13 protein-coding genes are annotated in these 12806 nt (G+C 63.0%); 10 read left to right on the plus strand and 3 right to left on the minus strand.

Annotated features, from left to right (window positions below; genetic code table 11):
• Nucleotides 1-648 precede the first annotated feature (648 nt).
• The 4 genes from KOM00_RS16865 to KOM00_RS16875 all read left to right on the plus strand — a co-directional run bounded on the left by KOM00_RS16865 (nt 649) and on the right by KOM00_RS16875 (nt 3861).
• Entirely contained in the window at nt 649-993 is a 345-nt protein-coding gene (locus KOM00_RS16865; RefSeq protein WP_216500086.1) for a hypothetical protein, read from the plus strand.
• Between the two features lie 120 nt (nt 994-1113).
• Entirely contained in the window at nt 1114-1368 is a 255-nt protein-coding gene (locus KOM00_RS20840) for a GSU3128 family (seleno)protein (protein ID WP_268898899.1), read from the plus strand.
• A 93-nt stretch (nt 1369-1461) separates the two neighbouring features.
• On the plus strand, nt 1462-2805 hold the full coding sequence (locus tag KOM00_RS16870) for an MATE family efflux transporter (RefSeq protein ID WP_216500087.1): 1344 nt from the start codon (nt 1462-1464) through the stop codon (nt 2803-2805).
• 3 nt (nt 2806-2808) lie between these two features.
• A complete protein-coding gene (locus tag KOM00_RS16875) occupies nt 2809-3861 on the plus strand; it encodes a methyltransferase domain-containing protein (protein ID WP_216500088.1) in 1053 nt (350 codons plus the stop codon).
• Between the two features lie 183 nt (nt 3862-4044).
• Here KOM00_RS16875 and KOM00_RS16880 read toward each other — a convergent pair whose 3' ends face one another.
• Both KOM00_RS16880 and KOM00_RS16885 read right to left on the minus strand, forming a co-directional pair.
• Nucleotides 4045-5025, minus strand: a complete 981-nt coding sequence (locus KOM00_RS16880; protein WP_216500089.1) for a beta-ketoacyl-ACP synthase III — start codon at nt 5023-5025, stop codon at nt 4045-4047.
• Nucleotides 5026-5101: 76 nt separating this feature from the next.
• Nucleotides 5102-5413 carry a hypothetical protein gene (locus tag KOM00_RS16885; RefSeq protein ID WP_216500090.1) on the minus strand — a complete coding sequence of 104 codons (312 nt, stop codon included), beginning with the start codon at nt 5411-5413 and terminating at the stop codon, nt 5102-5104.
• A 68-nt stretch (nt 5414-5481) separates the two neighbouring features.
• Between KOM00_RS16885 and KOM00_RS16890 the strand changes: the two genes are divergently transcribed.
• On the plus strand, nt 5482-6075 hold the full coding sequence (locus KOM00_RS16890; protein WP_236027042.1) for a HEAT repeat domain-containing protein: 594 nt from the start codon (nt 5482-5484) through the stop codon (nt 6073-6075).
• A 6-nt stretch (nt 6076-6081) separates the two neighbouring features.
• Here KOM00_RS16890 and KOM00_RS16895 read toward each other — a convergent pair whose 3' ends face one another.
• Entirely contained in the window at nt 6082-6822 is a 741-nt protein-coding gene (locus KOM00_RS16895; RefSeq protein ID WP_328758702.1) for an HD-GYP domain-containing protein, read from the minus strand.
• Between the two features lie 176 nt (nt 6823-6998).
• Here KOM00_RS16895 and radA point away from each other — a divergent pair, with 176 nt between their 5' ends.
• From radA to KOM00_RS16920, 5 genes are all read left to right on the plus strand, one after another.
• Nucleotides 6999-8360 (plus strand): DNA repair protein RadA, encoded by a 1362-nt coding sequence (radA, locus tag KOM00_RS16900; RefSeq protein ID WP_216500091.1) that lies wholly within the window; start codon nt 6999-7001, stop codon nt 8358-8360.
• Nucleotides 8361-8488: 128 nt separating this feature from the next.
• On the plus strand, nt 8489-8845 hold the full coding sequence (gene dksA, locus KOM00_RS16905; RefSeq protein ID WP_216500092.1) for an RNA polymerase-binding protein DksA: 357 nt from the start codon (nt 8489-8491) through the stop codon (nt 8843-8845).
• Between the two features lie 38 nt (nt 8846-8883).
• Nucleotides 8884-11187 carry a GAF domain-containing sensor histidine kinase gene (locus KOM00_RS16910; RefSeq protein ID WP_216500093.1) on the plus strand — a complete coding sequence of 768 codons (2304 nt, stop codon included), beginning with the start codon at nt 8884-8886 and terminating at the stop codon, nt 11185-11187.
• A gap of 289 nt (nt 11188-11476) precedes the next feature.
• Nucleotides 11477-12130, plus strand: a complete 654-nt coding sequence (locus KOM00_RS16915) for a flavodoxin family protein (RefSeq protein WP_216500094.1) — start codon at nt 11477-11479, stop codon at nt 12128-12130.
• Between the two features lie 165 nt (nt 12131-12295).
• Nucleotides 12296-12724, plus strand: a complete 429-nt coding sequence (locus KOM00_RS16920) for a bacteriohemerythrin (RefSeq protein ID WP_216500095.1) — start codon at nt 12296-12298, stop codon at nt 12722-12724.
• The last annotated feature ends 82 nt before the right edge of the window (nt 12725-12806 follow it).

The raw sequence follows: 12806 nt of genomic DNA on the forward strand, positions 1-12806 counted from the left end.
ATATAACCTACATCGTTCCGCAAGAAAAGAGTTATTAACCCCTCCTCAGTCCAGCCCGTACCGCCGCTCCTTTTATGGGAGATTTTGCAGTTCCCATTTTGTGCCGGCAGGTAGCAGTGTGAACGGAAGGTACCAAATATCTATCGGAAGGATCAAGCTGCTGCCAAAGAAATTTCTTCAGAGACAGCGGATAAGGTACCCCATAACGTGTGTTTAAAGCACAGGTTGCTCCTTTCGGTATTCAATTCACGCACCTTGTCTGAGTGGTGATAACCGTTGTCCCTCTGTCGCTTTGCGACAAAACAAAGGGCGGATGCCTGACGGCCTCCGCCCCTTCCCCCGTACACGATCTTTACTGCAGCAGCTTCCCAGTTTGCCTGGGCCTGGTTCAAATCTCAGTTTTTCATTTACTTTCCCGCACTAACGGCCAACAGCACAGGTGGAAAAGTATCAGGATTTTATTCACTTTCAAGCAACACCGCTGCGTCGCACGGCGGAATCGGCGCGGCTTTCCTGTCGCCCCTGCCGGCAGAGATCGGGCATGATGAGATTTTCCTCTCGATGTTGGGTATTTACACGATTGCAGCAAATCAAATATGATGTGGAGGGTTTGGTAGAGGAACCGTAACATTTGGAGTAGGAACCGGCATGGGCAAGATCATATCGTTGGAGCAGACGCGGCAGGCGATCAAGAAAAGAAGGGAAGCAGAGGCGCTTTTGCGCAGCACCGAGGATGACATCACCGTTATCCTCAACGATTACTCCCTGACACCGGCCAACCGGCGCTGGAAGCTGGAAAACATGCTGATGGACGTCGACGAACAGCTCGACCAGTACCGCAGGGAACTCGAGGCGGCCGAGAGAAAGCTGAACGCCCTGGTGGCGAGCGCCGAAGGCGAGATCGCGCGCGCCTACGGGGAATTCGAGTCAAAGGTACGCGGCATGACCATCATGGTCCGGAAGCTGACCGGCTCTCCCCACCCCGCCGATTAGGCGCGGCGCCCGGCCGGGCGTCCCTCCCAACCTCCCGCCGCAGGATAAGGTTTTCAGAGGCCCGCGTTTGTGCTAGTTATGTACGGGTCCGTCAATACCCCCCCCGCATGGAGGTGCACCATGAAGATCCGCAAGAAGATCCTGGATTTCGAGTATGAGGAAGTTCTCGAGGTCAAGTACCGGGAACTGATCCGCGTCGCCTGCGCCGTGGCGGTTGGCTGCCCGGACTGACTCAAGAAGCACTTCGCGGTCGCGAAGGAGGCAGGCGCCACCGAAGCGGAACTGAACGAGGCCCTGGCCTACGGCATCATCGCGCCGTCGGGACGGGCCAAGAATTTCGTGCGCAGCCAGGAAGAGATTTTAAAGGATCTGTAGGACTAACAGGGATAAAGGGGATGCAGGGGATAAGGCGGGGTGTAGCATCCCCCTGCCCCCTACATCCCTGTTTATTTTAAGGTTTTCGACATCTTGAAACGTCTCTCCCCCAACAAAACCACCAAGCGGGTCTCGATCCGTCGCAATGTTGCGGCGCTGTCGATGCCGGTGCTCCTTTCCTCGCTGTTCCAGCGCCTGGTCTCCATCGTGGACATCTTCATGGTGGGCGGTCTCGGGGCCGCGGCCATCGCCGCCACCGGCCTCGGCCAACTCCTCATCTTCGTCACCATGACGGTTTTCTGGGGCTTCTCCACCGGCGCCAACGTGGTCATCGCCCATCTCTGGGGCGCAGGCCGGCGTCCTGAAGCCCGCAGGACCGCCTTCGCCTCGCTCCTCTTCTGCGCGCTCCTCGCCGTCGCCGCCACCCTGCTCGGCATCGGCTTCGGGCGGGATATCGCGGTCTTTCTGGGTGCGAGCCCCGACGTGCTCGCCTACGCCTCGGACTACATCCGCCTGGTCTTCCTCTATTTCGGCTTCACCGCCGGTCTGAACATCCTGTCCGCCATCATGCAGGGGACCGGCAACACGCGCACGCCGATGGAGGGGATCCTCTTGGTGAACGTCCTGCACGTCGCCATAGCCTACCCCCTGATCTACGGACACCTGGGGTTCCCGCGCTACGGCGTGCTTGGGGCCGCTTACGCCATCAACCTATCTGAGGCCGCCGGCTTTTGCTACCTCTTGGTTCAGGCCTTCCGGAAGGGGTACCTGAAGATCGGGCGCCCGGACCTCGTGCTTCTCAAGAAAGTCCTGGCAATCGGCTACCCGGTTGCGCTGGAGCGGATTGCCCAGCAGTCGGGACAGCTCTTCTATTCCAAGTTCATCATAGGCTTCGGCACCGCCGCCTATGCGGCGCACCAGATCGGCCTCTCCATAGAGTCCCTGTCCTTCATGCCCGGCGCCGGCATGGGGATAGCGGCAGCCACCTTGATGGGGCAATCCATCGGTGCCCGCAAGCTCAAGCGGGCCCACATGAGCCACACCGAGGCGCTGCGACTCGCCGTCCTGGTAATGGCCTGCATGGCTCTCCTCTTTTTCTTCCTGCCGCACCAGCTGATCGCGCTCTTCACCCACGACCCGGACGTCATCGAGAAAGGGAGCGTCTTCCTGCGGCTGGTCGCCTTCGCCCAGGTGCCGCTCGCCATCTCCTTCGTCTATGCCGGGAGCCTGCGCGGCACCGGCGACACCCATTACGTCTTCCTGGTCACCCTGGCCTCGATGTGGGGCATCCGGGTGCTCCTCTCCTACTTGGCCGCAGTGCCGCTCAAGCTGTCGCTTTACGCCGTCTGGAGCGTGTTTCTGATCGACTGGTTCGTCCGCGCCGGCGCCTTCTGGTGGCGCTATCAGCGCCGCGACCTGCACCAGGTCATTATCTAGCCGATGCAGCTTTCCTTCGTCCCCACCATCGACGGCGCCGAGACCCGGCTGCGGCTGGAGCGGCTCCTGGTCCCCGGCTCCCTGCTCGACCCGGCGCTCGAACGGCGCATCGCGCGGCTGGGAGGCGCCTTTGAGAGCTACGCCGCCGGCTATCCTCTCCCTCTTTGGGCGCCTGGCCTCGCCGTCAGCAACGAGATGCGCGGGCTTACCGAGGCCCTGTTCCCCCTGGAACAGCCCCGCGCGGTGTTCGAGATGGTTCTGCGCCGCGGCTGCCGCTTCTCCCCTCTCCTTTCCGCAAGCTACCTGCACGGCTCCGCGAGCTGGATCGACCTGCTGCAAAAGCTCTGGCCGCTCCTCCCCTGCGCCGATCCTGCACCGGTGTTGCGCCGACTGGCCGAGGACGAGGCCGAGCGGACCACCTTTCTCTTCGCCCTCATGCTCCCCCAGCATTTTGGCGGCGGCTTCGACCGCTATCCGGTCCAGACCCGGTGGCTTTCGCTGTGGCTTCGCGCCAACGCGGGGCGCTTCCCCCACGGCATCAGGGTGCTCGATGCCGCCTGCGGCAGCGGCGAAGGGACCTACCAGGCGGCGCAAGTGCTCGCGGATGCCGGTTTCGGCGCCGGGAGTTCGGTGCACGGCTCGACGCTGGAGCCGATCGAACTCTTCGCCGCGGCGCACATGTATTTCCCGCACGCCGCCGAGCGGGAGCGCGAGTACCGCGGCCGGGTCGGCTCTCTTCTCTGCCATCCGGCTGCACCGGCCTTGGAATTCTACCTGGACCGCGTCGACGCCCCTTTGCAGCGCGCCCCCTACGACCTGGTCCTGTGCAACGGCCTTCTGGGGGGTCCTCTCCTGCACGACCCCGTAGAGCTTGCGGCCGCCTTCGCGGGGCTCGCCGCCCGTCTCGCCCCGGGCGGGCTTCTGGTCGCCGCTGACCGCTTCCACGCCGGTTGGCGTCAGCGGGTCCCCAACGAGGAGCTGGTCGACCGGATGCGGGCCTGCCGGCTCACGCCGCTCGAAATTCCCGAGGGAATAGCAGGGATCAAGGCGTCCTAGCCGTCCCCGCACCGGGGCTTCTGTAGTCAAGGACCGCCGTTTTCTGCGCCCTCACCCCGCCCCTCTCCCCGATGGAGAGGGAGGTGTGCGCCGCTTGAGCAAAAAAGAAGGGGACGGCACCAAACGGCCCGTCCCCTTCGCATCATTGGTTCTGCTCAACCTCAACCTCAACCTCAAACTGCCTCAGGCCCTCAGCAGCACCCCTCCCCAGGAAAGTCCGCCGCCAAAGCCCATCATCAGCACCAGGTCCCCCGACTTGATCACGCCGTTTCTCCGGTTCTCGTCCAGGGCAAGCCCCACCGAGCCCGCCGCCGTGTTGCCGTAACGGTCCAGGTTCAGCAGGAACTTCTCCTTGGGTATCCCGGTCTTCTTGGAGATGAAGTCGATGATGCGCACGTTGGCCTGGTGCGGGATGATATGGTCGATCTCCTCGGGCTTCACGCCGCCGCGCTCGGCCAGGTCCGAGATGATGCGGGGGATGACGTCGGTGGCAAAGCTGAACACGCTTTTGCCTGCCATCTTGAAGGTGTTTTCCTTGGCCGCGATGCTCTCGGCGCTGATCGGCTTCCTCGACCCCGAGGAGGGGACCTGGATCAGTTCCCAGCCGTTGCCGTCACTCTGCATCACGGTATGCTGGATCCCTTTCCCCGAGAGCCCCGCCCCGAGGATCAGCGCACCGGCGCCGTCGCCGAAAAGGGGCGCCGTCCCCTTGTCGTCGTAATCGAGGATCTTCGAATAGGTGTCCGCCCCAATCAGGAGCACCTTGCGGTACTTCCCGGAACGGATCAGGTTGTCCGCCACCTCGACGCCGTAGATGAAACTGCTGCAGACCGCGTTCATGTCGAAGGCGAAGGCCTTGGCGGCACCGATGTTCTTCTGCACCATGCAGGCGGTGGCGGGAAGGATCATGTCGGGGGTGGAGGTGGCGACGATGATGCAGTCGAGTTCGAGGGGGTCGACATCGCCGTTTTCGAGGGCGAGGAGGGCGGCGTTGGTGGCGAGATCTGAGGTCGCCTCCTCCGCCGCAGCGAAGCGTCTTTCACGGATGCCGGTCCGGGAGTGGATCCACTGGTCCGCGTCATCCACCAGGTAGTCGAAGTGAGCGTTGGGGACGACCCGCGCCGGAACGTAGCCGCCGGTCCCCAGAATTTCCGCACGTATCATGTAGAGAGCGCCTCCCTTGCTTCCCGCTTGGACCGCCGGGAAACGCTACCCTTATCTCACAATAAAATAGTGTTTGTCAATTATCTCCTTTATAAAATACGGCATCGACCACCCCGTAGGCCCAGACGATCATAAATCCGCCCAAAAGCCATTTTACGTAAGGGGCATCCACCTGGATCGCCGCCAGCACCTGTTCGGGGGTGAGTCCCTGCTGCCCGGCCGCGATCAGCTTCCCTGCGCTTCGCAGCCCGACGAACAGCCCCCCGAGCAGAAAGATGTTATCGAGCAGGAGCATCACCCCTCCCTTGACCCGGCTCCCCCGGTACAGCTGCCCAAGCCCGGGGAGCACCAGAGCGGAAAGTGCGATGCATTTGATCCTGTTTGCCATCCATGTCTCCTTATACGCCCGCCGCTAGGTGGGGATTGATTGAATTGTGTTGTGCAGCGGGCCGAATTTTGTTAGTTATCATCGCTATGGACCATGCCGAACGCATCAAAAGGCGCGACGCCATCATCCCGCTTTTAAAGGACCCGGAGCCTGAGGTGCGTCTGGCGGCCTCGATCGCGCTGGAGGCGCTGGAGGCGGCTGAGAGCCTGGAGGAGGTCTTCGACCGCCTGAAGCGCGGAGACCGCGCCACCAAGGTGGCCGCCATCTACGCCCTCGGGCGGATCGGCGACGACAAGGTGCTGCCGATCCTCTACTACTGCGCGGGGAGGCCGGAAGAGGACATCCGTTGCGCGGCGGTCAAGGTCCTGGGAGAGCTGGCCCGTCCCGATGCGCTCCCCACGCTGCTAGAGAAACTGCAGGATCCCGCCGTGACCGTGCGCGCCCTTGCCATAGAGGCGCTGTCGCGCTACCGCAACCCCTCCGTGGCAGCCAAGCTCACCCCGTTTTTGGAGGCCAACGACGGCATCCTCGATGCCGAGGCGGCACTCGCCCTGGGGCGGATGGGGGCGGCCTCGCTCTCAGACGCCATGATCAAGCTCCTCTCCTCACCCTTCGACAAGACCCGCGCCGCCGCCGCTACGGCCCTGGCGCAGCTCCCCTGATCCAGTTCAATCCCCCCCGTCCGTCAGTTCCAGGAACCCTTCCACGATGCTGCCGTCCAACACCGTGCCGCGCGCCCTCCTGAGCGCCTCGACCGCCTCGTGCCGTAACATCGGCCGCTGGTAGGCCCTCGTCGTCGTGGTCGCGTCGTAGAAGTCCGCCACCGCGACGATGGCGCACGGTATCCCGAGGCAGAGGGTGCGCGCCGACTCCGGATAGCCGGTCCTGTCGAAGCGCACGTGGTGCCCGAGCACCGCCTCGATCACGCTCGGCGGCACACCCGTCATCCCGCGCACGATCTCCGCGCCGTACTCGGGGTGCTTCTGCATCTCCAGGACCTCGTCACCGGAAAGTTTGCCCGGCTTGTCCAGGATGCAGAGGTCGACCCTGGTCTTGCCGATGTCGTGGAGAAACCCGGCCACCCCGCACTCGGCCACCTGTTCCCCGTCATGCCCCAAGGACGCCGCCAGCGCCAGGGCCAGTACGCCCACGCTCACGCTGTGCTGGAAGGTGTAGTCGTCATCTTCACGGGTCGGGGTCAGCTGCAGCAGGGACGCCGGATCCGTCAGGGCGGCTCGCGCCAGGGCGCGCACCCGGTCCATGAGAGGCTCGGCAGCCGGGATCATCCCCTTGCCGATCTCCTCGAAGACCTCCCTCAGCGCACCGACGGTTTCGAGACAGAGCGCGGACAACCGGTCCATCTCAGCGGGTGAGAGTGACTTTTCTCTTTTATTGTCGGCAGACGCCACCGGGCCTCCTGGATCGGGCAAACCGTTAAAGGGAAGCAGTGATTTTATCTTAGCCGGGGAAACCTTGTCAAACTGAATGGAGGTCGGAGCCCACATGCGCGCCGGAGTTGACACTGTTTGTCAAAAAGCTTAGGATTACGTAGTTTTTCACCCGCCATCGGCGGGGTTGGGGGGGTATGGCAAAGGTAAAGGTGAAGACCGGGTACGTCTGCTCCGACTGCGGCGCGACCTATCCCAAATGGCAGGGGCACTGCAGCGCATGCGACGCCTGGAGCACCATCAAGGAGGTGCGCCTGGGTGCCGAGCCCCGTGCCGGCCGGCGCGACGGTTTCGCCGGGGCCACCTCGGCGGTCACGCTGCTCGGCGAGGTCAGCTGTACCGAGGAGGCCCGCTTTTCCAGCGGCAGCGAGGAGTTCGACCGGGTGCTTGGAGGGGGCTTCGTCCCCGGTTCGGTGATCCTGATCGGTGGCGACCCCGGCGCCGGAAAGAGCACGATATTGCTGCAGACCATGTGCCACGCGGCGTCCAGCAAGGAGGTGCTCTACGTCTCCGGCGAGGAGTCCCTGCAGCAGATCGCCGGGCGGGCCCGCAGGCTGCAGTTGCCGCTGGACCGGGTCAAGATGCTGGCCGAGAGCTCGGTTGAGCGGGTCCTTGAGGCGGCCGAGAGCGAGCGACCCGAGGTGGTGGTGATCGACTCGATCCAGGTGATGCAGTCCGCCGGGATCGATGCGGCGCCGGGGGGGGTATCCCAGGTCCGCGAGTCCGCCGCCGCCTTCACCTGCTACGCGAAGACCTCCGGCGTGGTCCTCATCATGGTCGGGCACGTCACCAAGGACCAGTCGCTTGCGGGCCCCATGACCCTGTCCCACATGGTCGACACCCAGGTGATGCTTTCCTCCACCGAGGATGCCCGCTACCGGCTCATGCGGACCACCAAGAACCGGTTCGGGCCGGTGAACGAGCTGGGGGTGTTCGCCATGACCGAGCGTGGCCTGCGCGAGGTGAAGAACCCCTCCGCCATCTTCCTCTCCCGCACCGAGAACGCGGCGCCGGGGAGCCTGATCAGCGTGCTCTGGGAAGGGACCCGGCCGCTCCTGGTCGAGATACAGTCGCTGGTAGTTTCGGCCCAGTACGGCTCGCCGCGCCGGCTCGGCATCGGCCTGGACCAGAACCGCATCGCCATGATCCTCGCCGTGATCACCAAGCACGGCGGTCTGGTCCTCTCCGACCAGGACGTCTTCGTCAACGTGGTGGGAGGGATCCGGGTGCTGGAGACCAGCGCGGACCTCGCCGTGGCCCTGGCCATCGTCTCCAGCTTCAGGAACTCGGTGCTCCCCCAGGACCTGCTGGTTTTCGGGGAGGTGGGGCTCTCCGGGGAGATCCGGCCGGTCTCCAACGGAGAATCGAGACTCAAGGAAGGGGTGAAACATGGCTTTACCCGCGCCATCGTCCCCAAGGGGAACGCACCCAAGAAGGAGATCGCGGGGATGAAGGTCGTCGGGGTCAATTCCCTGGCCGAAGCCCTCGACGCCATATAGCGCCGTTTTGGGTGCCTGAGCAACTGGCTCTGCGTTTTCGGCATCTTTTCGTTAAGAGGAAAATTTCACTTTACTAATTTACAAAAATCCTCTTTAATGTCGTATTGATTAGAAAGGGTAGGTGTGTCATGAATCCGGAAAAGCTCGAGTACTTCAGAGGTATCCTGCAGGAAGAGAAACGATCGCTCCTGGAAGAAGCTGGCCGAACCGTCATGGAGATGAACTCCGACACGACCAACTTCCCGGACCCGACCGACCGTGCCACACAGGAATCGGACCGCACCTTCGAACTGCGCATCCGGGACCGCGAGCGCAAACTGATCAACAAGATACAGGAAGCGCTGAACCGCATCGATCAGGGCACCTTCGGCATCTGCGAGGTGTGCGAAGAGGACATCAGTGAAGCGCGCCTGAAGGCCCGCCCGGTGACCACCCTCTGCATCGACTGCAAGATGGAGCAGGAAAAGAAAGAAAGGTTCCGCTAGATCTCCCATCCCACGAGTTTTCGTCCTTCGGAGTGCGCATGGCTGCCCGGAAGGGAAATAACCTCCTGGAGCAAGCGTTACGCGTTGCCCAGTCTTCCGGCCGCTCGCACCAGGGCCGGCTCCGCGGGCTGCTTCGCCTGGCCGCCCGCACCCCCGGCATTGCCTCCGCCGCCCTGTTTCTCCCCGATTCTACAGAGCCCGCTCTCACCGTATGTTTCAGCTCGCTGCTCTCCGGGGCCAGCCGCAGCTGCCTGATCCCCTACGGGCAGGGTTGCGCCGGCCGTGCCGCCGCCGAACTGCGCGACGTTTACGGCACCTCCGTCGACCTGCACCCGGAAGAGCGCGGCAGCGGCGAGGCGGGCCAGTTCGCAGCCATCCCGATCCTGGACGGCACCGGGCTGGCCGCCATCCTTGCCCTCGCCTGTCCCGATCCCGAGCTTCCCGCGGAGAGCCTGGCGCTTTGCCGGCAGTTGGTCCCCATCTTCTCACTCACCCTGTCCGGCCTCGCCGTGGAGCAGGAGGCCCACAAGGCCCGTCGCAACCTGTCGCTGCTCTCCTCGCTCGGCCAGTTGCTTTCGGCACCCACCCCGGCAGCCATCCTGCTGCCGCAGGTCGTCAAGCTCTGCACCGCCTCGGGGCTCGCGGGTTGCGCCGTGATCCGCCTCAGCCCCAAAGGGCGCAACCGGAACAGGGTGTACAAAGGGTGCCACAGCAGCGCCAGGAGGGAGCTGACGGCGTTGCTCGAGTTCGAACAGAGGTTCTCCGCGCGCGCCCTTGCCGCCGGCGCCACTCGCACCGACAAGCTCCCCCTACCCGGGGCGTGCCGTTATGCCCTCTGCGCTCCGCTTAGCTGCAACGGGCAGCATCTCGGCGCGCTCTCCCTGTTCGGCGGCGGCGAACTGTTGGCGCCGGAACAGGCGGAACTGGCCGAGACCGTGGCGCGCCTGGTCGCCGGTGCGCTCACCGAGGCGATCTGCGAAGAGCGGGTGGCGAGCTTTGACACCGAGAACGAGAAAAAGCTGAAGGAACTCTCCCTCCTGTACCGGCTGAGCAACACCATGCTCTCCACCATCAAGCTGAACAAGCTGATCCACCTGACGCTCACCGCCCTCACCTCCGGCCCGACCCCCTTCTTCGACCGCGCCATGCTGTTTCTGGCCAACGAGCGATCAGGCTCCCTGGTCGGGATGCTGGGGGTCACCTCGGAGAACGCCCCTCCCCTTTCCATGCCGCAGGGGGGAGGCGACGACCTCCTCTCCAGCCGCTGGGACATCACGGAGGACGAGATGGCGGCCCAACGGGAGTCCGAGTTCTCGCGGCAGGTGCAGGGAAAGAGGCTCGAACTGGACCCGACCCTGAACATCGCGTCGCAGGCCGTCCTCGAAAGGCGGCTGATCTACATCCCCGAGGAGACCGGGATCGGCTCCGACGCGTCCGCGGTATCGCGCACCGCGCTCGCCGCGTCCCCCCTGATCGCCCACGGCCAGACGGTCGGGGTGGTGCTGGTCGACAACGCGCTCACACTCTCCCCGATCACCCAGGAGCACCTGCGCTTTTTGCAGCTTTTCACCAACCAGGCCGGCATGGCGATCGAGAACTCGATGCTCTACAACAAGGTCGAGGATGCACACCGCCAGCTGAGCGAGGCCCAGGAGAGCCTGCTCCAGAAGGAGCGGTTGGCCACCATCGGCGAGATGGCCGCGGGCATCGCGCACGAACTGAAGGGGCCGTTGGTGTCGATCGGCGGTTTCGCCGGACGTCTGGCGCGCAAGCTCCCCCCCGAGAGCAGCGAGTGGGCCAGCGCCGACCTGATCGTGCGCGAAGTCATACGCCTGGAAGGGATCCTCTCCGAGATCCTGCTCTTCTCGAAGAAGACCACCATCTGCTACACCCGCTGCAACGTCGTGGACATCGTCAAGGAAACCCTCGTCATGGCCGCGTCGACCATCGAGGAGAAGCAGATCGGCATCAATACCAAGTTCCCGCGTCAGCGCCAGGTCCTGCTGGGGGACTGCCAGCAGTTGAAGCAGGTGTTCATCAACATCATCCAGAATTCACTCGAGGCCATGCCCCCCGGCGGGCAGCTCTCGATCCAGGTGCACCCAAGCGAGCTCGATGGCAAGGATGCCATCTCGGTCAAGATCGTCGATACCGGCGGCGGGATCCCCCTCGAGCAGTTGAACAACATCTTCACGCCCTTTTTCACCACCAAGGAGAGCGGCACCGGCTTGGGGCTTCCCATCGCCAACCGGATCATCACCAACCACGGCGGCAAGATCCAGGTGACCAACCACCCCGGCCTCGGCGCCGAGTTCCGCATCGTCCTGCCCAAGCACTGGTAGCGCGTCGGATCCCTCCCCATCCCGACCATCTCCACCAAAAGAGTCCGGCTTACAGGTTACTGTGCGACCCCTTTTCCGTCCGCACCGGTCGACTTCCTTCAGGAGTGACCTCCCCGGCAGTGACGAAGGCGGGTGAGATTGCAGGCCTGGAGCCGAGGCTTCACGGTTTCTGCGCGGGTACTATGGCACTAAAAGGTTCGTACTATCCACCGCGGCCCCGTTGGTCTATGCTGCCGAAAATCTCGCTGCCGCGACGGTTGCACGGCAGATCAATACCAGGAGGATCCCCATGAAGGTTATCGGAATCAATGGCAGTCCCAGGAAAAAATGGAATACCGCCCAGGTGCTGCAAAAGGCGCTGGACGGCGCGGCGTCCGCAGGGGCGGACACGGAACTGATCCATCTCTACGATGTCGACTTCAAAGGATGCACGAGCTGCTTCGCCTGCAAGCTCAAGGGGGGTAAGAGCTACGGGAAGTGCGCCATGAAGGACGGCCTCACGCCCATCCTCGAGAAGATTGCCCAGGCCGATGGGCTGGTGCTCGGCTCCCCGGTCTACTTCGGCCGGGCGACGGGGGAAATGTGCTCTTTCCTGGAAAGACTCCTGTTCCAGTACTTCGTCTATGCACAGCCGCCGGCATCGCTGTTCGAGAGAAAGATCCGAACCGCGTTCATCTACACCATGAACATCCAGGCAGATCTCATGAAGGAGATCAACTACGCGGTGCACATGGGCGGGAACGAGAACTACCTGGGGAGGATCTTCGGCGCGTGTGAAACGCTCTGCTGTAACGAGACGCTCCAGTTCGACGACTACGGCAAATACGTCTTCGACTATTTCGACCCGGAGCAGCGGCGGCAAAGGCACAGCGTCCTCTTCCCGGAAAACTGCCGGAAGGCCTTCGAGCTGGGCCGGCGGCTGATCGACCAGCCGGTTTCCTAAGGCATCGGCATTCACAACGAGAGCAAGAGGCACCTGCAGTTACGCTGCAGGTGCCTTTTTAGTACTGCGAACCGTAATGGGACTTTTAGCAGGTCGCACTTCTTCAAGTTTCGATTCGCACCTCCCGATAGGAACCGTATGCGGCTTGAAACAGGGAGGGTCAACATGCCTATCGTTACTTGGAATGGAAGTCTGGCGGTCGGACACGAGATGATCGACCAACATCATGAACACCTGGTGGAACTGCTCAACAAGACTTACGACGAGTTCTGTGACGGGAAATCCAAACAGGGCCTCGAAACCGTGCTGGATGAGCTTGTCGATTACGCGACCTACCACTTCGCCCAAGAAGAGTTGCTGATGAATAAAGTAGCCTTTCCCGCAAGCGAAGAACACCTGACGGAACACGCCTTCTTCATCAGAAGAATCGGCGAGATCCAGAAGGATTTCCTGGCAGGCACCAGCGCCATCTCCCTGGAAATCATCACCTTCCTTAAAGACTGGCTGGTCAGGCACATCTCTCAGAAGGACTACGAGCTGGGTGCCTACGCCTCGGCTCACGAGGGTAAGCCGGTTGTCATCGACCTCGGCTGAAGCCGAAAGCGCGGCTGCACTGAGCCCCCCTGAGGCGGGGAAGGGACCACGGTCCGCATCCCGACCCCGCTTCTGCTTCGGC

This window comes from Geomonas diazotrophica (assembly GCF_018919385.1).
Taxonomy (GTDB): domain Bacteria; phylum Desulfobacterota; class Desulfuromonadia; order Geobacterales; family Geobacteraceae; genus Geomonas; species Geomonas diazotrophica.

What these genes read in the sequence shown, in the direction of transcription:
- KOM00_RS16865 (WP_216500086.1), top strand. Translation starts at nt 649, where the DNA reads ATGGGCAAGATCATATCGTTGGAGCAGACGCGGCAGGCGATCAAGAAA.
- KOM00_RS16875 (WP_216500088.1), top strand. Translation starts at nt 2,809, where the DNA reads ATGCAGCTTTCCTTCGTCCCCACCATCGACGGCGCCGAGACCCGGCTG.
- KOM00_RS16880 (WP_216500089.1), bottom strand. Translation starts at nt 5,025, where the DNA reads ATGATACGTGCGGAAATTCTGGGGACCGGCGGCTACGTTCCGGCGCGG.
- KOM00_RS16885 (WP_216500090.1), bottom strand. Translation starts at nt 5,413, where the DNA reads ATGGCAAACAGGATCAAATGCATCGCACTTTCCGCTCTGGTGCTCCCC.
- radA (WP_216500091.1), top strand. Translation starts at nt 6,999, where the DNA reads ATGGCAAAGGTAAAGGTGAAGACCGGGTACGTCTGCTCCGACTGCGGC.
- dksA (WP_216500092.1), top strand. Translation starts at nt 8,489, where the DNA reads ATGAATCCGGAAAAGCTCGAGTACTTCAGAGGTATCCTGCAGGAAGAG.
- KOM00_RS16910 (WP_216500093.1), top strand. Translation starts at nt 8,884, where the DNA reads ATGGCTGCCCGGAAGGGAAATAACCTCCTGGAGCAAGCGTTACGCGTT.
- KOM00_RS16915 (WP_216500094.1), top strand. Translation starts at nt 11,477, where the DNA reads ATGAAGGTTATCGGAATCAATGGCAGTCCCAGGAAAAAATGGAATACC.
- KOM00_RS16920 (WP_216500095.1), top strand. Translation starts at nt 12,296, where the DNA reads ATGCCTATCGTTACTTGGAATGGAAGTCTGGCGGTCGGACACGAGATG.